General features: G+C 67.5%; 19 protein-coding genes. 6 read left to right on the top strand and 13 right to left on the bottom strand.

Annotation, left to right across the window (positions count from 1 at the left end):
• Positions 1-47 precede the first annotated feature (47 nt).
• The 10 genes from K3172_RS02610 to K3172_RS02655 all read right to left on the bottom strand — a co-directional run bounded on the left by K3172_RS02610 (position 48) and on the right by K3172_RS02655 (position 11,231).
• Positions 48-4,754 carry an NAD-glutamate dehydrogenase domain-containing protein gene (locus K3172_RS02610; RefSeq protein ID WP_221586907.1) on the bottom strand — a complete coding sequence of 1,569 codons (4,707 nt, stop codon included), beginning with the start codon at positions 4,752-4,754 and terminating at the stop codon, positions 48-50.
• Between the two features lie 177 nt (positions 4,755-4,931).
• On the bottom strand, positions 4,932-5,909 hold the full coding sequence (locus K3172_RS02615) for an LLM class flavin-dependent oxidoreductase (RefSeq protein ID WP_221586908.1): 978 nt from the start codon (positions 5,907-5,909) through the stop codon (positions 4,932-4,934).
• Entirely contained in the window at positions 5,906-6,745 is an 840-nt protein-coding gene (locus tag K3172_RS15715) for a tetratricopeptide repeat protein (protein ID WP_221586909.1), read from the bottom strand. The genes K3172_RS02615 and K3172_RS15715 overlap by 4 nt, the downstream gene beginning before the upstream one ends.
• Positions 6,746-7,486 carry an alpha/beta hydrolase gene (locus tag K3172_RS02625; RefSeq protein ID WP_221586910.1) on the bottom strand — a complete coding sequence of 247 codons (741 nt, stop codon included), beginning with the start codon at positions 7,484-7,486 and terminating at the stop codon, positions 6,746-6,748.
• Positions 7,487-7,531: 45 nt separating this feature from the next.
• Positions 7,532-8,605 (bottom strand): M48 family metallopeptidase, encoded by a 1,074-nt coding sequence (locus K3172_RS02630; RefSeq protein WP_221586911.1) that lies wholly within the window; start codon positions 8,603-8,605, stop codon positions 7,532-7,534.
• Between the two features lie 4 nt (positions 8,606-8,609).
• Positions 8,610-9,701: a YjgN family protein gene (locus tag K3172_RS02635; protein WP_221586912.1), complete on the bottom strand. Its 1,092-nt coding sequence runs from the start codon at positions 9,699-9,701 to the stop codon at positions 8,610-8,612.
• A gap of 78 nt (positions 9,702-9,779) precedes the next feature.
• A complete protein-coding gene (locus K3172_RS02640) occupies positions 9,780-9,974 on the bottom strand; it encodes a helix-turn-helix transcriptional regulator (RefSeq protein WP_221586913.1) in 195 nt (64 codons plus the stop codon).
• Complete coding sequence (locus K3172_RS02645) at positions 9,971-10,570, bottom strand: hypothetical protein (protein ID WP_221586914.1); 600 nt, start codon at positions 10,568-10,570, stop codon at positions 9,971-9,973. The genes K3172_RS02640 and K3172_RS02645 overlap by 4 nt, the downstream gene beginning before the upstream one ends.
• A gap of 60 nt (positions 10,571-10,630) precedes the next feature.
• Positions 10,631-11,044 carry a hypothetical protein gene (locus K3172_RS02650; protein WP_221586915.1) on the bottom strand — a complete coding sequence of 138 codons (414 nt, stop codon included), beginning with the start codon at positions 11,042-11,044 and terminating at the stop codon, positions 10,631-10,633.
• Position 11,045: 1 nt separating this feature from the next.
• Positions 11,046-11,231 (bottom strand): hypothetical protein, encoded by a 186-nt coding sequence (locus K3172_RS02655; protein WP_221586916.1) that lies wholly within the window; start codon positions 11,229-11,231, stop codon positions 11,046-11,048.
• Between the two features lie 158 nt (positions 11,232-11,389).
• Between K3172_RS02655 and K3172_RS02660 the strand changes: the two genes are divergently transcribed.
• The 3 genes from K3172_RS02660 (at position 11,390) to K3172_RS02670 (ending at position 16,147) form a co-directional block, all read left to right on the top strand.
• On the top strand, positions 11,390-13,051 hold the full coding sequence (locus tag K3172_RS02660) for an alkaline phosphatase D family protein (RefSeq protein ID WP_221586917.1): 1,662 nt from the start codon (positions 11,390-11,392) through the stop codon (positions 13,049-13,051).
• 323 nt (positions 13,052-13,374) lie between these two features.
• Positions 13,375-15,393 (top strand): threonine--tRNA ligase, encoded by a 2,019-nt coding sequence (gene thrS / locus K3172_RS02665; RefSeq protein WP_221586918.1) that lies wholly within the window; start codon positions 13,375-13,377, stop codon positions 15,391-15,393.
• A 7-nt stretch (positions 15,394-15,400) separates the two neighbouring features.
• Positions 15,401-16,147, top strand: a complete 747-nt coding sequence (locus K3172_RS02670; RefSeq protein ID WP_221586919.1) for a sulfite exporter TauE/SafE family protein — start codon at positions 15,401-15,403, stop codon at positions 16,145-16,147.
• Between the two features lie 5 nt (positions 16,148-16,152).
• On the opposite strand, the gene K3172_RS15625 is transcribed toward K3172_RS02670, so the two are convergent.
• The 3 genes from K3172_RS15625 to K3172_RS02680 are packed head-to-tail and all read right to left on the bottom strand — an operon-like array spanning position 16,153 to position 19,035.
• Complete coding sequence (locus tag K3172_RS15625; protein ID WP_282098587.1) at positions 16,153-16,281, bottom strand: hypothetical protein; 129 nt, start codon at positions 16,279-16,281, stop codon at positions 16,153-16,155.
• A 34-nt stretch (positions 16,282-16,315) separates the two neighbouring features.
• On the bottom strand, positions 16,316-17,308 hold the full coding sequence (locus tag K3172_RS02675; protein WP_221586920.1) for an agmatine deiminase family protein: 993 nt from the start codon (positions 17,306-17,308) through the stop codon (positions 16,316-16,318).
• Positions 17,309-17,334: 26 nt separating this feature from the next.
• Positions 17,335-19,035, bottom strand: coding sequence for a M28 family metallopeptidase (locus tag K3172_RS02680; RefSeq protein WP_221586921.1), 1,701 nt, complete (start codon positions 19,033-19,035; stop codon positions 17,335-17,337).
• Between the two features lie 104 nt (positions 19,036-19,139).
• Here K3172_RS02680 and glnE point away from each other — a divergent pair, with 104 nt between their 5' ends.
• The 3 genes from glnE to K3172_RS02695 are packed head-to-tail and all read left to right on the top strand — an operon-like array spanning position 19,140 to position 23,088.
• Positions 19,140-21,821 carry a bifunctional [glutamate--ammonia ligase]-adenylyl-L-tyrosine phosphorylase/[glutamate--ammonia-ligase] adenylyltransferase gene (glnE, locus tag K3172_RS02685; protein ID WP_221586922.1) on the top strand — a complete coding sequence of 894 codons (2,682 nt, stop codon included), beginning with the start codon at positions 19,140-19,142 and terminating at the stop codon, positions 21,819-21,821.
• Positions 21,818-22,288, top strand: coding sequence for a peroxiredoxin (locus tag K3172_RS02690; protein WP_221586923.1), 471 nt, complete (start codon positions 21,818-21,820; stop codon positions 22,286-22,288). The genes glnE and K3172_RS02690 overlap by 4 nt, the downstream gene beginning before the upstream one ends.
• Positions 22,288-23,088 (top strand): ferritin-like domain-containing protein, encoded by an 801-nt coding sequence (locus K3172_RS02695; protein WP_221586924.1) that lies wholly within the window; start codon positions 22,288-22,290, stop codon positions 23,086-23,088. Before K3172_RS02690 ends, K3172_RS02695 begins: the two co-directional genes overlap by 1 nt.
• Positions 23,089-23,129: the final 41 nt, after the last annotated feature.

Genomic DNA, 23,129 nt, shown 5'->3' on the forward strand with positions numbered 1-23,129 from the left:
GGCTGGCGCGAAAACGCCCGCCGGTCAAGCGCGGCCTGTGGGCCGGTTCAGCGACCGAGCATGTTGCGCGCCATGCTCGCGACCTGAGCCAGCATGGCCGGGGCGACTGGGGACTGTGCCTGTGCACGGGCGATCATGCTGCGGAACGACCGGACGGCGGCGTCCTGTTCCTCGGCCCATTTCGCCACCGTGCCCGGCATGTCCTTCTTCGCATCCTTGCGCCGCGACAGCTTGCGCAGCAGTTCCAGTCGCATCTGCTGGAAATCGCGCGCGAGGCCGGAGACGAGCAGGCGCTCCCACACGTCCGACGGGCTCATCAGTGCGGCGATCGCCTGCGCCCAGTCGAGGCCGAGGCGCTTGCCGACCTCGGTGAAGCCGAGCGTGAGCGACTTGGGATCGATCCCCGTCTCGCTCGCGAGCTTGGCGAGGCCGACCGAGCCGTCGAGGTCGAACATGTGGCTGACCCGGGCGGCGATCTTCTGCGGTGCACCCGCGTCGACCAGCCTCTGTTCGAGCTGCGCTGATTGCTTGCGCGAGTCCGCCGACAGCAGCTCGTCGGTGGCATCGGACAGGATCTTCACGCCCTTTCCAAGCTCCGCGACCATGGCGCTTGGCTCGACCTTGCCCGAGGCGCTGCGCAGCACGTCGGACATGAGATTGCCGGTCGCGCCGGCAAGGCGGTCGAACAGGAGCAGACGTGCGCTTTCGGGCATGGCCGCCGTGTCGAGCGTATCCCACAGCGTGCGCAGGTCGAACAGCTCCTCGACCATCACGAAGGCCGCCGCGACCTGCGCCAGCTCGACGCCTTCTTCCTCGGCAAGTTCGAAAGGGTGCACCATGCCGAGCCGGTTGACGATGCGGTTGGCCAGCTTGGTCGCGATGATCTCGCGGCGCAGGCGGTGGCCCGCAATCTGCGCCTTGTACCTGCCGCGCATCGGTTCGGGGAAGGCCTCGAACAGCGTCGCTTCGAGCAGCGTGTCGTCAGCCAGGTCGCTGTTCTCGATCGCGGCCTGCAGCACCAGCTTGGAGGAGGACAGCAGCACCGCGAGTTCGGGCCGGGTGAGGCCGTGGCCGTCCGCCGCGCGCCGCATCAGCGACTGGTCGTCGGCGAGCCCTTCGGTCCGTCGGTCGAGATTGCCGCCCGCCTCGAGCGTTTCGATCAGGTGCCGCTGCGAAGCCATCGCCCGCGCGCCACCGATTTCGGCGATCGACAGCGCGAGCGCTTGCAGGCGGTTGTCCTCGAGCACGATGTCGGCGACCTCGTCGGTCATCGATTCGAGCAGTTCGACGCGCTTGGGTTCGGACAGCTTGCCCGTACGCTTGGCGGCGGCCAGCGCGATCTTGATGTTGACCTCGTTGTCCGAGCAGTCGACGCCTGCGGAATTGTCGATGAAGTCGGTATTGCCGCGCCCGCCGCCCTGGGCGAATTCGATGCGCCCGGCCTGCGTGATGCCGAGATTGGCGCCTTCGCCGATCACCCTGGCGCGGACATCCGCCGCATCGACGCGCAACGGATCGTTCGCCGGATCGCCCACCGCCGCATTGTTCTCGGCGCGGGCCTTGATATAGGTGCCGATGCCGCCGAACCAGATCAGGTCGACCGGCGCCTTGAGGATGGCCGAGATCAGCGCCTCGGGTTCCATCTCGGCTTCTTCAACGCCGAGCTTGGCCTGCATCGCCTTCGACAGCTTGATGCTCTTGGAATCGCGGGGGAACACGCCGCCGCCGCGCGAGATCAGCTCGCTGTCGTAATCCTCCCAGCTCGAGCGCGGCAGGTCGAACAGGCGCTTCCTTTCCTTCCAGCTCTTGGCCGGATCGGGATCGGGATCGAGGAAGATGTGGCGGTGGTCGAAGGCCGCCACCAGCTTGATCGCCTTCGACAGCAGCATGCCGTTGCCGAAGACATCGCCCGACATGTCGCCGCAGCCGACGACCTCGACGGGATCGCTCTGCACGTCGACGCCCATTTCGAGGAAGTGGCGCTGCACGCTGACCCAGGCCCCCTTGGCGGTGATGCCCATGGCCTTGTGGTCGTAACCCTTGGAGCCGCCGCTGGCGAAGGCGTCGTCGAGCCAGAAATCGCGGCTTTGCGCGATGGCATTGGCAACGTCGGAGAAGGTCGCGGTGCCCTTGTCGGCGGCGACCACGAAATAGGGGTCCTCGCCGTCGGTGATGACCACGCTACCGGGATGGACGACCTTGTCCTTGACGATGTTGTCGGTGACCGAGAGCAGCGTGCGGATGAAGATCTCGTAGCTGGCGCGACCTTCGGCGGCCCAGCCCTCGCGGTCGTTCGCCGGGTTGGGCAACTGCTTGGGATAGAACCCGCCCTTCGCGCCGGTCGGCACGATGACGGCGTTCTTCACGCGCTGGGCCTTCATCAGTCCGAGGATTTCGGTGCGGAAATCGTCGCGCCGGTCGGACCAGCGCAGGCCCCCGCGCGCGACCGGGCCGGCGCGCAGGTGGATCCCCTCGACGCGGCGCGAATAGACGAAGATCTCGCGATAGGGGACCGGCTTGGGAAGGCCGGGGACGCGGGCGCTGTCGATCTTGAACGCCAGTGCCTCCTGCGCTGCCGGGGCGAAGGCGTTGGTCCGCAGGATCGCGTCGATCAGCGCATTGTAGAGCCGCAGCAGGCGGTCGTCGTTGATCGCCTTGACCTTGGAAAGCCCGCGCTTGATCGCGGTGCGGGCGTCCTCGATCGCCTTGTCGCGGCCGCTGCCGAATTCGGGATCGTGCCGCGCGGTGAACAGTGCCACGAGTGCGCGGGTGACGTCGGGCGCAGCCGCCAGCGCATCGACCACCGTGTAGATCGTGAAGCCCACGCCGATCTGGCGCAGGCAGCGGTAGAAGGCGCGCAGCCAGTTGGCTTCGCTTGCCGACAGGCCGGCTTCGGGCACCAGACGGTTGAAGACGTCGTTCTCGGCCTCGCCATTCAGCACGGCGGCGATCGCTTCCTCGATCGCGTCGGCGCGTTCGATCAGTCCCTTGGGATCGCCATCCTGCTTGAGGTCGAGCCGGAAGTCGTGGATCGTCCCGAGCCGCCCGTTGTCGAGCACGGTCGGCATTTCGGACTGCACGTGGAAGCCGAAATTCTCGAGCGCGGGCACGCCTTCTGACAGCGGCAGGCTGCCTTCCGACTGGTAGAGCTTGAGGCGCAGGCAGCCGACGGGGTCGCGATCGCAGTAATACATGCGCGCACCGCGCACGATCTCCTCGTTCTCGATACTGGCGCCGAGCTGGTGGAGCCGGGCAATGTCGATCGCGGCGTCGTGGGGGCCGAAGCGGCCACGGAAGGCGGTCGGGAAGCTCTCGGCGAAGCGCAGCGCGAGTGCGGCGGCGCGCGAGGGCTCCTCGATCTTCGCCAGTTCGGCCTCGACCGCCTCGCTCCAGCCGCGCAGCAATGTCTGCAGGCTCTCCTCCAGCGCCTCCTCGTCGGGCGCGGTCGAGCCTTCGCGAATGTCGAGCACGAAGCGCAGCATGGCGAGGTTGCCGCCCTCGACCTCGAGGCTCCAGTCGAGCAGGCGCGCGCCGGCGGCCTGTTCGAGCATGGCCTTGATTTCGAGCCGGACCTGCGTCGCGAGCATGTCGCGCGGCAGCCAGACGAAGGCGAACAGGTGACGCGCCAACGGCGCGGCGACCAGCGTCAGGCGCGGGCGCGGTCGGTCGACCAGGCTCATCATGGTGGTTGCGACGCGCTCAACGTCTTCTTCTGGGAAGCCGATCAGGAGGTCGTGCGGCAGTGCGGTCATGGCATGGACCAGCGCCTTGCCGCCGTGGCCGGTCTCGTCGAAACCATACCGGTCGTGCAATTCGTCCAGCTGGCCGCGCAGGCGCGGCACGGCGCGCGGCGGTGCGGCGAGCGCGGCGCTCGTCCAGACGCCGGCATGGATCGACAGCGCGGCGAGCTTGCCGCCTTCGCGCACCGGCACGATGAAGAGGTCGAGCGGGACTCGGCGGTGGACCTGGCTCATGTGATTGGCCTTGATCACCAGCGGAATGCGGGTGTTGGCCGTGTTCTCGAACCACGCGAAGGCGCGTTCGAACGAGGCTTCCGCCAGCAGTTCGGGGGTGCTCTTGCGGCAGATGCCGAGCGGCTTGTCCTGCGTCCCGTCGCGATGGCGGGTGACGTGGCCGAGCTGGGTCAGCATGCCCGAGTTGAGCCATTCGAGCAGAGCGGCACCTTCGCTGTCGGCATCGGCGATGCGTTTGGCATCGGTTGCCATGGCCTTCTGCAGCTTGGGCCAGTCGGCCACCGCCGCCCGCACGTCGGCCAGCGTTTCCCTGATCGTGGCCTCGAGCGTGCGCCTGGTCTTCGCATCGACGCGGGCGGTCTCGATGTAGATCATCGATTCCCAATAGGCGTCATCGGGATCGCCTTCGGGCAGCACGGACAGCGCGCCATCCTTCTTGCGTTCGACTGGCACCACGGGGTGGACGAGGCGGTCGATCGAAAGGCCGAGCGCGGCAATCGCCGCGGCGATCGAATCGACCAGGAACGGCATGTCGTCATTGACGATGGCGATCCGCGTGAAGCGGCGTTCCTCGGTGGCGCTTTCGATGTGGATCGTCGACTTGCCGAATTCGCGCACGGCGGCCGTGTCGCCGAGGAAACGCGCCGCTTCTTCGAGCCGGTCCTTGGCAAAGGGCGTGTCGCCGCGCAGCAGCGACTGGCGCATCCGCTCGGTCAGATCGCCGAGGAGCTTCTTGGGGAGTGCGGCCGACTTGGCCTTGGCTACGCTGTTCGAACCCATCGGGGGCCTCTCGTCTATCGCCGTATTATCGTATCACAGCCGCGCAATTTCCGAGTCGTGCCGCTGCAATGTCAGGAGCCGCGCCTAGGCCTCTTGCCGGACCGCCGCAAGGTGCCGCGCGCGTCATCGTGCAATCCTATGCAGAAAGGCGGCCGGGGCGCGCTGACGTTACGGCGCTCAGGCGCTCAGCGCATCCAGCGTGAGTTCCAGCGAACGGATGCGGGCGGCGGGATCGAAGGTGCTGCCGCCGAAGATGATCTCGTCGGCCGCAGTGCGCGCGACGAACGCCTGGACGGCCTCCTTCGCCATGGCGGGTGTGCCGATCGCCGCCGCCTGGCCGATGTGTGCGAGCATCGCCTGTACCTGCGCGGGCAGGCTGTCGCGATAACCCTCGACAGGGGGCGGCAGCTTGCCCGGGCTGCCGGTGCGCAAGGCGACGAAGGCCTGCAATTGCGAACTCGCGACGAATTCCGCCTCCTCCGCCGTATCGGCGACGAACAGGTTCATCGCGGCCATCACATGGGGCTTGGCGCAGGCTTCGGAAGGCTGGAAGTCGCGCCGATAGATTTCCAGCGCCGCATCGAGGTGATCCGGCGCGAAATGGCTGGCGAAGGCATAGGGCAGGCCGAGCCTTGCGGCGAGCTGCGCGCCGAACAGGCTCGATCCCAGCATCCAGAATTCGGGCTTCGCGCCGAGGCCGGGCGTCGGGTGAATGGTCGTTTCGCCGGCCATCAGCGCCATCAGCTCGACCACGTCCTGCGGGAACATTTCGGCGGCGCGGTGGAGGTCCTTGCGCAGCGCGCGCTGCAGCTCGGGCCCGGCGCCCGGTGCACGCCCGAGGCCAAGATCGACCCGTCCCGGGAACAGCGCGTCGAGCGTGCCGAACTGCTCGGCGATCTGGAAGGGCGTGTGATTGGGCAGCATGATCCCGCCCGATCCGATACGGATGGTCGAAGTGGCATTGCCGACATGCGTTAGCACCACCGAGGTCGCGCCGCCCGCAATGCCTTCCATCGCGTGGTGCTCGGCCACCCAGAAGCGCTTGCACTCGGCGGCTTCGGCAGCGCGGGCGAGATCGGTGGCAGAGGCGAAGGCGTCGCTTGGCGTGCCTCCCTCGCGCACGGGGACGAGATCGAGGACCGAGAAATCCGTCATTCGGCAAGCTGCTCCAGATAGGCGCGGGCGCGGTTGGCATCGTCGCTGTCGGGCGCGACCACCAGCACCGATTCGAAGCTGCGCCGCGCATCCGCATCGCGTCCGCTGAGCGCGGCGATCACGCCCGCCTCGAGCCCGATGGGTGCGCTGCGCGGGTCGAGCTCGGCAGCGCGTTCGATCTGCTGCTGTGCTTCGCCAAGTCGTTCGAGCCGGCGCGAAAGCGTGGCGGAGAGCAACCAGACGCGCGCATCCTCAGGCGCCAGCTCGCGCGCCGAGGCAAGCGCAGCGACCGCGTCGTCGGGCCGTTCTGCGGCGACCAGTGCGCGGGCGCGGTCCATATGCAGACCGGCCGCCAGCGCAGGGTCTCCCGCCGCCACCGCATGGGTGATCGCCTGCGCGAACAGCGGGTCTGCGGTCGCGGGCTTGCCGTCGGCCAGCGCCGCATTCCCGGCCATCGCCGCGAGCCGCGCGCGATAGGCGGGAAGCGTGTCGGGCGCTTCCGCACTCGCGACCTCGAAAATCTCGCGCGCCTCGGCAAAGCGTTCCAGCCGCACGAGGCCGAGGCCCAGGCAATGCGCCGATTGCGCCAGCTCGAGGTCGCTCTCGACCTGGCCGCGCCAGGCATTGGCGAAATCGAGCGCGGCCTCCGCATCGTCATTGGTCAGCGCAAGGCAGCGAGCGAGGTAGTCGCTGCGCTGCGAAACCGTCGCGGCAGGCTCGCTCTCGCCCTCGCGCGGTGGCCGGTTGCGCAGCTCGTCGGGCACATCCCCGATCGTGCCGAGCGAGGGATTGGGGCCGACCTGCATCAGGAACAGGGCAAGAAGGGAAGCAAGCACTCAGGCGTCTCCGGATAGCGCGGCGACCGTGCGCAGCAGCAGGGCGATGTCCTGCGGGCGCGACAGCCGGTGTTCGCCGTCCTTTACCAGCGTGACCTGTACGTCGCCCGAACGCAGCGCCTCGGCCAGCCGCATGCTGATGGCCCAGGGCACATCGGCGTCGCGCTGGCCGTGAAGCAGGCGCACGGGGACGTCGATCGGCACCGTGGCGTCAAGTTGGCGCAGCGCCTGCCCGTCGGCGAAGAAGGAGGGGTGCATCGGCGTCGGTTCGGGGCCGTAGGGATTGGGGTCATGGACCGTTTCACCCGCGGCCAGTTTCGCCTTGTCGGCGTCGGAACGGCCCCAGTCGGTGAAGTCGGGCGCCGCTGCGATGCCGACCATCCCGGCCAGCCGCTCTTCCAGCGCCTGCGCCACAAGCAGCATCAGCCACCCGCCCATGGAGGAACCGATCATGAGCACCGGGCCGCCCACGCTGGCATCGACCAGCGCCACCACCTCGTCGCGCCAGCGTGAAAGCGTGCCGTCGGCGAAGGTGCCGTCGCTCATCCCGCAGCCCGAATAGTCCAGCAGCAGGCAGGCCTGCCCGCGCGCGGTTGCCCAGTCGAACAGCGCGGTCGCCTTGCCGCCCGCCATGTCGGACATGTAGCCGGGCAGGAAGACCAGCGTCGGACCGCGACCCTTGGCATGGCGGAAGGCGATCCGGCGTCCGTCCGGCATCGTGTGGAACTGCGTGTCGCTCATGGCGTCACGCTGTCGAGCGGCTGGCGCGCGAATGCAAGCCCGGCGTCAGAAGAACTCGAATTCCTCGACGTCGGGATCGTCCTTGCACATCGACTCGAGGGCGGCGAATTCGCTTTTCGTCAGCACGGGCGGGTAATCCTTGCCCTTCCTTGCCGCGGCCTTGAATGCCTTGGCGCGTTCGCCCGCCGCCGGGTGGCTGGCGAGCCAGCCGACCATCGCATTGTCCTCGCCGTCGCCATATTCTTCCGCCATGCGCTCGAAGAAATCGGCGGCACCAAGCGGCGAGACATTGCTTTCGGCGAGGCGCGCGCGGGCGTAGCTGTCGGCCTCGCGCTCGGCATCGCGCGAATAGCCCATCGAAGCGACGCCGAAGACCGTGTCGCCCACGCCCGAGTTCGCGCCGGCGAGCAGCACCGACATGCCGAACTGGCGCAGCAGAGCGGTCATCACGTGCCGCTCGCGCACATGGCCGACCTCGTGGGCCAGCACGCCTGCCAGCTCTTCCGGGCTTTCGGCCTGCTGGATGATCCCGTCGAACAGCAGCACCTGCCCGCCAGGCAGCGCGACCGCATTGACCATGTCGATGTTGGCGACGCCGGCGGTGACCTGCACCTTTGCCGGATCGACCTCGTCGAGCAGCTTCGCGAGCGCGGCATCGCCCTCGGGCGTGTGACATAGGCGCCCCCCGAAATCGCCGATCATCGCCTGGCCGAGATTTCGCTCCCAGCTTTCGGGGATGCGCGGGCCGAGCCACTCGGGCGCGGTCATGAACAGTGCCACGGCGGCCGCGCTGGCGACCGCGAAGATCGCCACCGCCTTGCCCAGGCCGAGCCGGTCGATCCACCCGCCATAGGTGCTTTTCGCCGGCAGATGCCGCGCGAAGCTAGGCGGCATGTCGGTGGGCAGGGTGAGCCGGAAATCGGGCTCGCTATCGCGCCGGTAGATCACCCGATCGCCATGGCTCTCGCCGAAGCGCAGATCGTCGAGCGGCACGTCGAGCGCCGAATGGGCGGAGCGGAGCGACAGGCGGTCGAGCCCGTCCCAGCGCGCCATGCCTACGTGGCGGACGGCGCTGTGCCCGTCGTACCAGCTGGCCGCGACTTCGAAATTGGGCTCCATCGGCTCAGATCGCGCCCATGTCGAAGGCGTCGAGCAGGCCTTCGCCATGCTTCACGGTCTTCGTGGTCGACTGGGTCAGCTCGTCGAGCATGATTTCGCCACGCGCCTCCATGTGCGTCATGAAGAACTTCCAGTGGCGATAGGACAGGAAGATGAGGCCGATGCCGAGCGTCAGCACCACCAGCAGCGCATCGCCCAGCAACAGCTTCACCCAGTCGAGCGTCGAAGCCTCGAAGCTGAATTCGAGATCCTTCCACCGCGTCGCGCCGACCACCTCGCGGTAGAACTTGGCGTAGAAGGCGACCGCGATCAGGCCGAGGCCGAGGTAGAAGAAGAGAAACAGGCCGATGATGCCGAACACGCCGCCCACGGCCATGCCGTCCTCTCCGCCGATGCCATAGCCTGCCAGCATGCCCATTCCGGCCATGATCGCACCGCCGATAAACAGGACGAAGGGGGCGAGGTAGAACAGGAGATAGCGCCCGAAGATATTCCCCGCCTCGGCATGGGCTTCGAAGCCGTAGGGGCCGAAGCTCATCTTGCCCCAGCGCTCGTTCCACAGGCTGGTCATCGACCAGGGCACGAGCAGGCCGAACGGGACCCAGGCGACCACGGTCTTCCACATGTAGGACAGGCCGAAGACGAAGCCATTGTCGTCGCTGCCGCCGCGGATGCCCCGCCAGCGGGTGCGCGAGAGGCGATACCGCAAGGCGCGGAAGCGGGCGACGCCCATCAGGTAGAAGATCGCCACGAGCGCGCCCAGAAAGAGCGCGCCGCCAAGCGCTTCGTAGCCGCGGGCAATGAGCGCCTGCGCACCGAACGACACGATGAAATAGGGAATGCCGAACAGTGCGAGGACGATCAGGAAGCCCAGGAACAGCTCCTTGCCCGTGCCCGCCCATTCGAGCCGTTCGTCGACGAAGCGGCTGCGCGACCACAGATACTGCCGCTCGCGGGTGGTCGCCCAGAAGCGATAGATGCCCAACGTGACGATGGTCAGCAGCAGGTTGGTGAAGGCGATCGGGGCGAATTCGCGCCAGTTGCCTTCGAACGCGAAAGCGCTGTCGCCGCCTTCGGCTTCGTAATGTCCGTGCATGTGGAAGAAATAACCCCTTCGATCCCGTGCACCAAATGCTCCGGTATCGAAGGGGGAATGTCAATCGCCGTCTTGGCACTATACTTCGCGCTGAAAGATGTCTTCTATCGGGAGGCCGAAGACATCGGCGATCCTGAAGGCGAGCGGTAGCGAGGGATCGTAGCGACCCGTTTCGATCGCATTGACGCTCTGGCGGCTGACCGCGAGCCGTTCGGCGAGGTCCTGCTGGCTCCAGTCACGCTCGGCGCGGAGCACCTTGAGGCGGTTCTTCATGGCCGCAGCTCGTTGACTAGGCGGCCGATGCCGAGGCCGCCGAACCATACGAGGATCACCATGCCGAGCGAACCGCCTGTCAAGCCGCTCGCGCTGGCGACCATTTGCCAGCCGATGACTACCATCAGCGTGACGAAGCTCGCGACGAGCAACTGGCGGATGGACTGGCTACGCAGGTATTCGTCGGTCTCGTCCAGTGCATATTGGTGGATCGACCAGGCCATGCCGGCAAAACCGAGCAGGGCTCCGATGTAGGCCGCACGTTGTGCTGCCGGGCCCCAGTCGGCCGCCATCTGGCCATAGGCTAGCACGCAATAGCTGGCGAACATGAAACTGGCGGAGAGGACGATGCGCCGCCAGAACTTGCGCACCGCACCGCTCAGCGTGCCGAGCATCCGGTGGCGTTTCCAGCTGGTGAAAATGATCATCGCCGTGCAGCCGAGAATGGGGACCCAGAACAGCGCGGCATAGCGCGGTTCGGTGATGAGCCCGGTGGCGGTGGCGGCCATGGCGACGCCGAGCGAGATGACGTAGCCGATGATCCACGGGCCGGTCCGGGGGGTGCTAGCGGCGACTTGGCGGGAGTTGGAGGACATTATCGCTGGTCCCTTGTAAGGCTGACCCGGCCAACGGCGCGGAGCAGGGGGCGGGGGATGTCAGGCGCAGGCCTGCCGGTGACCGGTCAGCCGATTGACGAGCTGGCCGAGGGCGAGGCCGAGGCACCAAATCGGGAAGATGAAAAAGACTGGCAGGGCGGGCACGTCGGCGAACAGCTCGATCAGCCCCCACCCGCCACTGATCCCGAGCACCAGCGCCGTCGCGACCAGCGCCTTGCGTGTCTCCAGCATGCGGATGTACTCGTCCTCCAGCGCGAAGAGATAGGTGCCCATGTTCCAGATCCAGCCGAGCACGACCAGACCGGGCAGGAGCGCCCACAGGATCACACCGGGCGTCGGTGCCGCATCGTCGGGTACGAAGCGCGAGGCAAGCAGAACGAGAGCGACATAGAGGATCGACAGCGCGATGTGCACACGCATGTAGCGCCGCGTTGCGGGAGACTTGTGCGCCATCTCAGCCCGCCTTTGTGCTTACAGCAGAACAGGAACGACCACGACGGAGCCACATCGAAGGGAACAGGGCGAGGAGGAGAAAGGGCGCAAATTGTGCCACCTCTTCGGGCACGATGTCGAATACCGCGAGAAGCGCGGTGCCGATCATGGCAGCGGCGAGGAGGAGAGCTTTCTGGGTCTGGGTCATGGGAGGCTTCCTTTTCCTTATGTAAAGTCTCATTTACATGACACGCGGCGATTGTCAAGCACACTTTCCAAAATGCCGTGGCTACTTTCCACGTCGCGATTTTGGCTTGTCATGGCGGTGTCACCCGGCGCAGGCAGGTGGGCGAAGAGGAGACCCCGATGATCGCGACCGACCCGCCTGCCCCTGCCGCCCTGCCACCGCTCGACCGCCGCAGCCTCTTGAAGGGCGGGTTGTTTGGCGCGGGCCTCGCTGCGGCGCCGCTCTCGGCGCAGGCCGGCGGTCGCGGGTTCACGCATGGCGTGGCGAGCGGAGAGCCGGGTGTCGACAAGGTTATGCTGTGGACCCGCCATGTCGCCGACCAGGATGTCGCGCTCGAATACCAGGTGGCGGAAACCATCGATTTTGCCGACCCCGTTGCCGAAGGCAGTGCGATTGCGAAAGCCGGTTCCGACTGGTGCGCGAAATCGTGGGCGGACGGGCTGCGCGCCGGCACCTTCTACTATTATCGCTTCATCGCCCCCGATGGCACCACCTCCGACATCGGCCGGACGAAGACGCTTCCCGAAGGGCCGACCGAGCGGTTCCGCATGGCGGTATTCAGCTGTTCCAACATCGGGTTCGGCTGGTTCAACGCCTATGCCCATGCTGCCGAGGCGAACGAGTTCGACTGCGCGCTGCACCTCGGCGATTATGTCTACGAATACGGCCCGGACACCTATCCGGCACGCGAGCAGGCAGCGCGGCAGGCGCTGTTCCCCTCGCACGAACTGGTCGCGCTGGCGGATTATCGCGCACGGTTCGCGCAGTACCGGTCCGACGCCGACCTGCGGCGCCTGCACCAGCTCTACCCCGTGATCGCCGTGTGGGACGATCACGAGACGGCCAATGATTCGTGGGAAGGCGGCGCGGAAAACCACCAGCCCGATCGCGAAGGCGAGTGGTCGGCGCGCAAGGCCGCGGCGATGCAGGCCTATCGCGAGTGGATGCCGGTCTCGGACGAACCCTGGGCGCGCTACGACATCGGCGACCTCGCCACGCTCTACCGGCTCGAGACGCGCCTGACGGCGCGCGCGAAGCAGTTCAGCCTCGGCGAGATTCTGCGCACCGGTGGCGGAACGCCCGAAGAAGCGCAGGCGGCCATGGCCGCGTTCCGCGACGACGATTATCGCGACCCCGCCCGCGAGCTGCTCGGTGCGGCCCAGCAGGGCTGGCTGGCCGAAGGCCTAAAGGCTTCGACGGGAGCCGGCACGGTCTGGCAGGTGCTCGTCCAGCAGGTGCTGATGGGCAATCTCGTCTCCTCGCCCACGCTCGCCGAGGCGCTGCCCAAGGACACGCCCGGCTATATCCGCCAGCGGGTGCTTGCGGGTGCCATGGCGGGTGCGGAGGGCGTGCCGTTCAACATGGACGCATGGGACGGCTATCCGGCGGCTCGCGCGCGGCTGTTCGAGGCCGCCCTGGCTGCCGATGCCAACCTCGTCAGCCTGGCGGGCGACACGCACAACGCCTGGGCCTTCGATCTCGACCTCGACGGAACCGCGGTGGGGGTCGAATTCGGTGGCCAGTCGGTGACCTCGCCGGGTATGGAAGGCTACCTGCCGCAGATCCCGCCGGAGGCCTTCGCCCGCGACACCGTGGCCAACAACCGCCAGCTCCAGTGGATGGATTCCTCGCGCCGCGGCTACATGGCCGTGGAACTCACGCCGGGCAGTGCGACCAGCGAATACCGCTTCCTGTCCAGCGGGCGCGAAAAGGGCGCCGGCGTGGTCGCAACCAAGCGCGTCACCACCCTCGCCGGCAGTCGCAAGCTTTCGGCGGGTTGAGAAATTAACCGCGCGGCGCTATCTCGCCGCTGATGACGCAGATGGGCCTCACGACCACGACTACCACCACCCCGGCGCTCCGGGGGCGGTCGGTCGCGGCATAAGCGCACCACCGCCGCCCGGTTTCGGGCGGTCGGCGTTTCCTCCCGAAATCGGTTCTTCGACGGGGCGGTGCCAGCCCTCTCCCCCTCCCGGCCACCCGACAGGATAATTCCATGGGTGGCCGGGAGGGGGAGAGGGCCGGCGCCGCCACAAACCAAAAACGCCGCTTCAAGCGCGTGCCCCTTTGTGTCATGGGCGCGCGCAAGGAAACGGATGAGACGATGACGGAACTGCTCAAGATCAGCCTGCCCGATGGTTCGGTGCGCGAAATGGAACCGGGCTCGACGCCCGCCGATGTCGCCGCCGCGATCGGACCGGGCCTCGCCAAGGCCGCCATCGCTGCGCGCGTCGATGGCGAATTGCGGGACATCAACCGGCCCTTCGAAGGCGATGCCGAGCTGGCGCTGGTGACCAGCCGGGACGAAGAGGACGCGCTCGAACTCGCGCGCCATGATTTCGCGCATGTACTGGCCGAAGCTGTCCAGTCGCTCTTCCCCGGCACGCAGATCACCTTCGGTCCGGCGACGGACGACGGCTTCTATTACGATGTGAAAGCGCCCGATACGCGCGAGCCGTTCTCCATGGACGACCTCCCCGCGATCGAGGAGGAAATGCGCCGCATCATCAGGGCCGACAAGCCACTGACGCGCGAAGTCTGGAGCCGCCAGCAGCTGATCGACAAGTGGGAAGCCGAAGGCGAGGTCTTCAAGGCCGAATGGGCGAAGGAATTGCCCGAAGGCGAGGAACTCACGGTCTATCGTTCGGGCGAGGACTGGCTCGACATGTGCCGAGGCCCGCACCTTGCCAGCACGGGCAAGCTCGACCCCGATGCCTTCAAGCTGATGCGCGTTGCCGGGGCCTACTGGCGCGGCGACCAGAAGAATGCGCAGCTAACGCGCATCTACGGCACCGGCTGGCTCAACAAGAAGCAATTAAATGCGCACCTCACGCGCCTGGAAGAAGCCGCCAAGCGCGACCACCGCAAGCTGGGGCGCGAAATGGACCTGTTCCACTTGCAGGAAGAGGCGCATGGCAGCGTTTTCTGGCACCCCAAGGGCTATCGCATCTGGCGCGAGCTCGAGGCCTACATGCGCCGCAAGATGGACGGCGCGGGCTATCGCGAGATCAAGACGCCGCAGCTGATGGACGTGCGTCAGTGGACCCAGTCGGGCCACTGGGGGAAGTATGCCGAGAACATGTTCGCGGTCCCTGACATCGTGCCCGAGGTGGACGATAGCGGCGCGGCTTCGGCCCATCCCAAGGTGGCGGACGACGCCGACTGGATGGCGATCAAGCCAATGAACTGCCCGGCGCACGTGCTGGTCTTCAAGCAGGGCATCACCTCCTATCGCGACCTGCCGATCCGGCTGGGCGAAATGGGCTGCTGCCACCGCAACGAGCCGCATGGCGCGCTCCATGGCCTGATGCGCGTGCGCCAGTTCACGCAGGACGATGCGCATATCTTCTGCACTGAGACTCAGGTGGTCGAAGAGGTTCGCGCCTTCTGCAAGCTGGCGGAAAGCGTCTACAAGGACTTCGGCTTCACCTTCGCGATCAAGCTCGCGCTGCGCCCCGAAAAGCGGCTCGGCAGCGATGCCGACTGGGACAAGGCCGAACAGGAGCTGCGCGACGCCGTGCGCGAAGCTGGCATGATGAGCGAGGACTTCGGCTGGGAGGAACTGCCCGGCGAAGGCGCCTTCTACGCGCCCAAGCTCGAATGGCACTTGACCGATGCGATCGGCCGCACCTGGCAGGTCGGCACGATCCAGGGCGACCGCGTGCTGCCCGAACGGCTCGACGCGAGCTACATCGGCGAAGATGGCGAGAAGCACCGCCCGGTCATGCTGCACCGCGCGATCTTCGGCAGCTACGAGCGCTTCATCGGCATCCTGATCGAACACTACGCGGGGCGTATGCCCGTCTGGCTCGCCCCGGTGCAGGCAGTGGTCGCGACGATCGTTTCGGACGCGGACGACTACGCGAAGGAAGCGGTGGCCAAGCTGGAGGCCGCGGGCATCCGCGTGGAAAGCGACCTCAGGAACGAGAAGATCAACTACAAGGTGCGCGAACACAGCCACGCCAAGGTCCCGCACCTGCTGGTGGTCGGCAATCGCGAGGCCGAGGAAGGCACGGTCGCGGTCCGCACGCTCGGCGAGCAGCACCAGAGGGTGATGCCGCTCGACGAAGCGATCGCCATGCTCAAGGCAGAGGCTACCCCGCCCGACCTGCGCGAGGGCTGATCGCGCGATGGACCTGCTGGCTGGCTACGGCACGGCGGCCATAGTCGCCGCCCTGCTTGCCGCCTTCGGCTCGGCCTTCGTGCGCGGGCTGACGGGGTTCGGCATGGCCATCCTCATCGTGCCGGTGCTGGCGCTGGCCCTGTCGCCCGTCGATGCGGTTTTGCTGACCAACTTCCTCTCGGTCTTCATCGGCCTGTCGGAAATCCGCCGCCTGCTGCGCGAAGCGGAGCGGTCCGCCTGGGCGATCATTGCGCTGGTTGCGGTGACGACGCCGCTGGGGCTGTACCTCCTCAGCGTGACGACGCCGGACATCGCCCGCGTCGTCATCGCCTTCATCGCGCTGTCGGCCTTCTTCGCCATCCTTCTGCCGCGACGCGGCGCGCTGGACCATCATCCGGCGACGACGGCCGGGGTCGGCGTGCTGAGCGGGCTGATGACGGGCTATGCGGGCATGCCGGGGCCGCCGGTCGTGCCCTATTACGTCGGACGCGACATCCCGCGCGAGACCGCCAAGGCGTCGATGCTGCTGATCTTCACCTGCGCGTCCAGCACGGGCCTGGTGAGCGGCGCAGCGATCGGCGTGCTCGACTGGCGGCTCGTGCCGCTCGCCGTGTTGCTGTTTCCTGCGGTGCTATTCGGTAACTGGCTGGGCAACCGGGCTTCGGGCCGGATCGAGGACCGGACCTGGCGCATCTGTGTCGGCGTGGTCCTCGGCGGCGCAGCCTTGGCGGCCCTGTGGAAGGCGTTCGGCTGAGCCCGTCAGAAGGGCAGCACAGGTCCGGCCAGGATCAGTGCGAGGCCGCATCCGCTCACGATCAGCGCGCGCGCGATCTCCATCCCCGGAAGCGGGGCGACATGCGTACGGGCGAGAGCGATAGCCTTGGCCATGGGGCCATTCTCCGCCCAAATCACTAACGAAGCGTTAAAGAATCGCGCGGACCGCAGGCATCTGCTGGCTGGCACAGTGGAATCCGCCGCCGCCCGCCAGCACGGCATCGCCCGGCAGGCCGACGGTCGCGCGGTCGGGGAAGAGCTTGGCGATGGCCGCAACCCCCTCTTCGTCATACGGGCTGCCGAAGGTCGGCACCACGACGAGATGGCTGGTGATCGCGAAATTGACGTAGCTGGCGGGCTCGACGTGGTCGCCGCTGGTGACGAGGCCGGGCGACGGCACCTCTTTCACCGTCACTCCGGCTGCCTCGGCACGCCGTTTCGCATCGGCATAGATCGCGGCATTCGGATCGTTGCTGCCGGTCGCGCGCGGCAGGCAGAGCGTGTTGGGACCCACGAAGCGCGCGAGATTGTCGACATGGCCATCGGTGTGATCGTTGACCAGCCCGTCGCCGAGCCACAGCACGCGGGTGAAGCCGAGGTCACCCATGAGTCGCGCCTCGATTTCCTCGCGTGAGAGCTGCGGATTGCGGTTGGGGTTGAGCAGGCATTGCTCGGTCGTGACGACGAGGCCGGTGCCGTCGCCGTCGATCGCGCCGCCTTCCAGGATCCAGTCGCAGACCTCGAGCGGAAGGCCGGCATCCTCGGCGAGCTGCGCCCCGACCGTCTGGTCGCCCTCCATCAAATACTTCCCGCCCCAGCCGTTGAAGCCGAACCGGCGCGCCGAGCGGTGACCCTGCGCATCGGCCAGCACCAGCGGGCCGGTGTCGCGCAGCCAGACGTCCCCATAAGTCCGGCGCTCCAGCTTGACGCCACCCGTTACCAGTTGCCGCGCGCGGGCCTCGTTCGCCCCGTCGCGCACCAGCAGGCGCACTTCCTGCCCGCTCTCGGCGACGGCATTGGCGAAGGCCGCGATCTGCTCCTGCGCGCGCGGAAGCACCGCGGGCCATTCGTCGGCGTCGTGCGGGAAGCCGATCCACAGCCAGTCCTGCGGCGCCCACTCGGGCGGCATCCTCATGGTCATGGATCGGCTCTCCGGGTGGCCAGTCATCAAGCCGGGGCGCAGCCCGCGCCTTCTGCGGCGCAGGCCTCGTCGCGGGTGGCCTTGAACTCGTCGCCCTCGTTCCAGTTCGGCCAACTGCTGCTGTCGGCGAGCATGCGGCCGATCCGGTAGAAGAGCTTGAGATCGCCCATCACGCCGGACCAGTCCCAATCGGGATTATATTCGTCCTTCGGCCCGTGATAGCGGTTGGTGGTGTAGTCTTCCGCCACGGCTGCCCCGGCTTCGGTGCCGCCGTCGATCAGGTCTTCGCCGCCGTCGACATAGAGCATCGGCACACCGCGCTTGGCGAAGGCGAAGTGGTCGGAGCGGTAGTAATAGCCGTTCTCGGGCTTGGAGTTTGGCGTTGTGACGCGGTTGTCCGACATCAGCGCCTTGTCGAGGAACAGGTCGAGCTGCGACTTGCCCGGCCCCACGACGGTCACGTCCTTGGCGGGGCCCGCGATCAGGAAGGCGTCCATGTTCACGCCGCCGACCGTGCGGTCGAGCGGGAAGACCGGGTTCGCGGCATAATAGTCCGCGCCCAGCAGGCCCGATTCCTCTGCCGTGACGGCAAGGAAGACGAGGGTGCGCTTGGCTGGGCCCGCCTTGGCGTGCGCTTCGCCGAGCGCGACCAGCGCGGCGGTGCCGGTCGCATTGTCGACCGCGCCGTTGCAGATGTCGTCGCCATCGGGCGCCGGGGTGCAGCGGCCGAGATGGTCCCAGTGCGCGGTGTGCAGGACGTATTCGTCGGGCCGCTCGCTACCGGGCAGCATGCCGATGACGTTGCGCGACTGGAAGGTGCGGATGTCGTTGGCAAAGCTGGTCGAGGCGGTGACGCCGAGCGGGACGGGTTTGAAACCCTCCTTCTTGGCCGCCGCCGAAAGATCGGCGAGGCTCTTGCCCGAAGCTTCGAAGATGCGTTCGGCGACCGGCTTCTGGACCCAGCCGTTCACCTGCGTCATCGGCGGCGCATTGTCCCCGCGTGCGGCATAGGCCTGCGGGCCAGACCAGCTGCTTTCGACGACGTTCCAGCCATAGGCCGCGGGGGCGGTGTCGTGGATGATGATGGCGCCTGCGGCACCCTGGCGGCCGGCCTCTTCGAACTTGTAGGTCCAGCGGCCGTAATAGGTCATCGCCTTGCCGCCGAAGGGCCCTTCGAGCGTTTCCGCCCCGAAGTCGGGATCGTTGACCAGGATGACCGCAGTTTTCCCGGTCATGTCGAGGCCTTCGTAATCGTTCCAGCCCTTTTCGGGCGCGTTGATGCCGTAGCCGACGAAAACCAGTTCGCTGTCTTCGAGCGCGGTCTCGGCGTCCTCGCGATAGGTCACGCCGACCCAGTCCCTGGCGTATTCGAGCTCCATCGGCTCGCCATCGGCGCCGGTGATGGTCAGCGGCGCGTAATCCTTGCCGGTGATCTCCACCAGCGGCACTTCCTGCACCCAGCTGCCGTTATTGCCCGGCTGCAGGCCCGCCTTCTCGAATTCCTCGATGAGGTAGGCGACGGTCTTTTCCTCGCCTGCCGTGCCCGGCGCGCGCCCTTCGAACTCGTCGGAGGAGAGGCGCTCGGTCACGCGCTTCATCGTTTCTTCCGACAGCGTGCCGTCGGCGACTTCGGGGATGTCGAGCGTGGGGTCGACGCCAGCGTCGGCACCCAGCGAACAGGCGGACAGCAGGAGCGCGGCCGTGGCGGCAATGGCGAGGCGTTTCATCGGGGGTCCTCTCGTGTGACTGATCGTGTTGCGCGCGCTTCTTGCAGCATGGCGGCAGAAGGGCAAGCTTGCGCGTGGCAGGCTGCGGCGGCAGGAGAGTGGCGATGGATGCCGACTGGACCTCAGCCCTCGCCCGGGCCCGTGCGCATGCGCCGTTTCTTGCGCGGGCGCTGGAGCGGCGCGGCGATCTTGCCGCCATGCTAGAGCGCGGCGAGGGCGATGCGGCACTAGTGGCGGCGAAGGGAGAGCAGCAGGGTGACGTCGCGGCGGCGCTGCGGCGCGAACGGCTGGGCCTCGCGCTGGTGCTGGCGGTGGGCGACCTCGCCGGAGCCTTCGACCTGGGCAAGGTCATGCGCGAGCTGTCGACCTTCGCGGACCGGGCGCTGCATGCCGCCATCGGTGCCGCGATCGCCCGGCGCGTGGAGGAGGCACCGAACGAGGGCATGATCGGTCTCGCGTTGGGCAAGCACGGCGCGGGCGAGCTCAACTATTCCTCCGACATCGACCCGATCCTGCTGTTCGATCCCGAGACTTTGCCGCGCCGCGAGCGCGACGAACCGGGGGAGGCGGCGCAGCGTTACGCCCGCGAGGTCGTACGGCTGCTGTCGGAAGTCACGGCGGAGGGTTATGTCTTTCGCGTCGACCTGCGACTGCGCCCGGCGTCGGAAGTGAGCCCGCTCGCATTGTCGGTGAACGCGGCGACATCGCATTACGAAAGCTCGGCACTGGCGTGGGAGCGGGCGGCTTTCATTCGCGCGCGCGCCTGTGCGGGGGACATCGCGGCGGGGGAGGCCTTCCTCGACCACATCCGGCCTTTCGTGTGGCGCCGCAGCCTCGATTTCGGGGCGATCGACGAGATCCGGCGCCTCACCCGGCGCATCCGCGACAAGCAGAGCGGGCCGGCTGCGCCCGAACCCGGCTACAATCTCAAGCTCGGCCGTGGCGGGATCCGCGAAATCGAGTTCTTCGCCCAGACGCACCAGCTGATCCACGGCGGGCGCGACCCTTCGCTCAGGGTGCGGGGGACACGGGCGGCACTCGACGCGCTGGCGGCAACGGGTCGCATTTCGCCGCAGGACGCGCGCGTGCTGGGCGAGAGCTACGATATGCTGCGCACGATCGAACACCGGCTGCAGATGGTGCAGGACAACCAGACGCATTCGCTCCCCGCGGGCGAGGCGCTGGACAATGTCGCACGGCTGCACGGCCTTGCCGGCGGCCCGGCGCTGATCGACTTGCTGCGTGACGTCACGACGCCGGTTGGCGAACGTTTTGACGCCCTGCTCGACGAGGACCGCGTGTCGGTTCCGGGTCACGCGCTGCACGTTGACGGCGGGGGCGCCGCTCTTGCTCAGGTGCCCGAGGCCGTGTCCGCGCGCGTCTCTGCATGGACCGACGGACGCTATCCGCCGCTGCGGAGCCCGGCGGCGCTCTCTGCCTTCGATGCAATCCGGCCCGAACTGCTACACTCGATCGCAGTCTCCCCCGATCCCGAGCAGACGATGGCGCGCTGGGAGACGCTGCTCGGCCGGCTGTCGAGCGCGATCAACCTGTTCCGCCTGCTCGAGGCGCGGCCCGGCCTGTTCGACCTGCTGGCCAATTGCCTCACCCTCGCCCCCCCGCTGGCGGACGAACTCTCGCGGCGGCCCGAGCTGCTCGACGCGCTGATCGACCGGACCGCGCTGGACCTGCCGGGCGACGTCGATGCCCTCGTGGCGGCGATGGCGCAGCGCGAGCGCGGCGATTCCTACGAGGACCGGCTCGACCGCATCCGGATCGTCACCGGCGAGGCGCGCTTCGCGCTCGGCGTCCAGCTGATCGAGGCGGCGCAGGACCCGCTGGCCGTGGCCGAGGGCCTGTCTCGCACCGCCGAGGCTGCGCTCAGGGTCGCGCTGGCCGCGGCGGAGGAGGAATTCGCCGCGAAACATGGCAGGATCGCGGGGGCCGAACTGCTGATCCTCGGCCTCGGCCGGCTCGGCGGGGGATTGCTGACCCACGCTTCCGATCTCGACATCATCTACCTCTTCACCGGCTCGCACGATGCCGAATCCGACGGCGAGCGCCCGCTCGGCGCGACGCTTTATTTCAACCGCCTCGCCCAGCGCGTCACCGCCGCGCTCAGCGTGCCGACCGCGCAGGGCGCCCTGTACGAGGTGGACACGCGGCTCAGGCCGCAAGGCGCGCAGGGTCCGCTTGCGGTCAGCGTCGAGAGTTTCGCGCGCTACCAGCGGGAGGATGCCTGGACCTGGGAGCATATGGCGCTCGAGCGCGCGCGTGTGCTCGCAGGTAGCGAGGCGGCGTGCGAAGAGCTTGCCGCTGTCGTGACGGCGATCCTGATGCAGGAGCGCGATCCGGCCAAACTGCGCGCCGACGTCCTGACGATGCGCGCCGAGATGGCGCGGCACAAGCGGGCCAAGGGACCGCTCGACGCCAAGCTGCTGCGCGGCGGGCTGGTCGACGTCGAATTCCTCGTCCACTTCCTGCAACTCAGGCATCGCACCGCGCTGACGCCGCATCTGGGTGACGCCATTGCGCAGCTGGTGGAGGCAGGGCACCTTCCGGAAAGCCTCATCGCCGCGCGCGACTTGATGACGCGGCTGCTGGTGGGTACGCGCCTGCTTGCGCCCGACCTCGCGCGGCCCAGCGACGCGGCAGCGGCGATCCTCGCGCGGCAGAGCGGATGTGCGGATTACAACTGCCTGACCGACCGGCTGGCTGCGGCGCGGCGTGACGTCGCGGCAGCATGGCAGGACGTGTTCGGCGAGAGACTGGAGATGGACGAATGAGCAAGACCCCCGGCGAAGGCGACCCGATGCCCGACATCGCGATGGAAACTCCGGATGGCGGCACCGTGCGCCCGTCCGACTTCAAGGGAAAGAGGGCGGTGATCTTCTTCTACCCCAAGGACAATACGCCCGGCTGCACGACGGAAGCGAAGGATTTCACCGCCCTGAAGCCCGAGTTCGACAAGGCGGGTGTGGCGCTGCTCGGCGTCAGCAAGGATTCGGCGAAGAAGCACCTGAACTTCATCGCCAAGCATGACCTCACGGTCGATCTGGCAACCGATGCCGAGGAGGGCGGCCTCTCGGATGCACTCGGCGTGTGGACCGAAAAGCAGATGTACGGAAAGACCTACATGGGTATGGTCCGCTCGACCTACCTGCTCGCCGAGGACGGCACGATCGCGCGCATCTGGCCCAAGGTGAAGGTCAAGGGCCACGCCGAGGAGGTGCTCGAGGCCGCGCGCGGCTGATGACCCCGCCGCGCCTGTCTGTCGCCGCGGCGATCCGCGGCGCGCTGCTCACCGCCGATCCCATCGCCAAGGTTTTCGCCGCGCGGCAGGTCGCGCGCGACTGGCGGCTGGGACGGCTGGCCTTCGCCTTCGACGTCGCCATGCCGGATCGCCCTGCGTGGCCCGCAGAAGTCGAGCTGTTGCCGCCGCGCGCCATGCCCAAGCGCGGCAGGATGGGGTCGCCGCGCAACCGCATCGCGCTGTGGCATTCGCTCGCGCATATCGAATTCGTCGCCATCGACCTCGCGCTCGACATGGCCGGACGATTCGGCGCGGAGATGGGCCAAGTCTTTGTTTCCGATTTCCTTTCCGTCGCCGCGGACGAGGCGATGCACTTCGCCTTGCTGGCCCGAAAACTCGATTCGCTCGATTCGCACTACGGGGCGTTGCCTACGCACGACGGGCTGTGGAGTGCCGCCCATGACACCGCGCATGACGTCGCAGCGCGGCTCGCGATTGTGCCCATGGTGCTGGAGGCGCGCGGGCTCGACGTTACACCGGCCACCCTGGAACGGGTGCGCGCACAAGGTGATGAAAACGGGGCGAAAATTCTCAAACGAATCCTTGACGACGAAATCCGCCACGTCGCCTTCGGCTCAAAGCATTTTCATGAGATTTGCGCGGAGCGCGGCGAAAACCCACGGGAAACATGGCAAAATCTTGTCGGAATGCATTTTGCAGGGGCGCTCAGGCCACCGTTCAACGACTCAGCGCGTTTGGCAGGCGGACTGCCGCGCGAGTACTACCGGGCTATTGCCTGATTAACTTTTTCGCCGATAACCCAAACTCACGAGACGCCGGG

Origin of the sequence: Qipengyuania proteolytica, from assembly GCF_019711565.1 — a bacterium.
GTDB classification, from domain to species: Bacteria; Pseudomonadota; Alphaproteobacteria; order Sphingomonadales; family Sphingomonadaceae; genus Qipengyuania; species Qipengyuania proteolytica.

Coding starts and splice junctions, on each gene's coding strand:
- K3172_RS02610 (WP_221586907.1), bottom strand. CDS start 4,754: ATGGGTTCGAACAGCGTAGCCAAGGCCAAGTCGGCCGCACTCCCCAAG.
- K3172_RS02615 (WP_221586908.1), bottom strand. CDS start 5,909: ATGACGGATTTCTCGGTCCTCGATCTCGTCCCCGTGCGCGAGGGAGGC.
- K3172_RS02625 (WP_221586910.1), bottom strand. CDS start 7,486: ATGAGCGACACGCAGTTCCACACGATGCCGGACGGACGCCGGATCGCC.
- K3172_RS02630 (WP_221586911.1), bottom strand. CDS start 8,605: ATGGAGCCCAATTTCGAAGTCGCGGCCAGCTGGTACGACGGGCACAGC.
- K3172_RS02635 (WP_221586912.1), bottom strand. CDS start 9,701: ATGCACGGACATTACGAAGCCGAAGGCGGCGACAGCGCTTTCGCGTTC.
- K3172_RS02640 (WP_221586913.1), bottom strand. CDS start 9,974: ATGAAGAACCGCCTCAAGGTGCTCCGCGCCGAGCGTGACTGGAGCCAG.
- K3172_RS02645 (WP_221586914.1), bottom strand. CDS start 10,570: ATGTCCTCCAACTCCCGCCAAGTCGCCGCTAGCACCCCCCGGACCGGC.
- K3172_RS02650 (WP_221586915.1), bottom strand. CDS start 11,044: ATGGCGCACAAGTCTCCCGCAACGCGGCGCTACATGCGTGTGCACATC.
- K3172_RS02655 (WP_221586916.1), bottom strand. CDS start 11,231: ATGACCCAGACCCAGAAAGCTCTCCTCCTCGCCGCTGCCATGATCGGC.
- K3172_RS02660 (WP_221586917.1), top strand. CDS start 11,390: ATGATCGCGACCGACCCGCCTGCCCCTGCCGCCCTGCCACCGCTCGAC.
- thrS (WP_221586918.1), top strand. CDS start 13,375: ATGACGGAACTGCTCAAGATCAGCCTGCCCGATGGTTCGGTGCGCGAA.
- K3172_RS02670 (WP_221586919.1), top strand. CDS start 15,401: ATGGACCTGCTGGCTGGCTACGGCACGGCGGCCATAGTCGCCGCCCTG.
- K3172_RS15625 (WP_282098587.1), bottom strand. CDS start 16,281: ATGGCCAAGGCTATCGCTCTCGCCCGTACGCATGTCGCCCCGCTTCCG.
- K3172_RS02675 (WP_221586920.1), bottom strand. CDS start 17,308: ATGACCATGAGGATGCCGCCCGAGTGGGCGCCGCAGGACTGGCTGTGG.
- K3172_RS02680 (WP_221586921.1), bottom strand. CDS start 19,035: ATGAAACGCCTCGCCATTGCCGCCACGGCCGCGCTCCTGCTGTCCGCC.
- glnE (WP_221586922.1), top strand. CDS start 19,140: ATGGATGCCGACTGGACCTCAGCCCTCGCCCGGGCCCGTGCGCATGCG.
- K3172_RS02690 (WP_221586923.1), top strand. CDS start 21,818: ATGAGCAAGACCCCCGGCGAAGGCGACCCGATGCCCGACATCGCGATG.
- K3172_RS02695 (WP_221586924.1), top strand. CDS start 22,288: ATGACCCCGCCGCGCCTGTCTGTCGCCGCGGCGATCCGCGGCGCGCTG.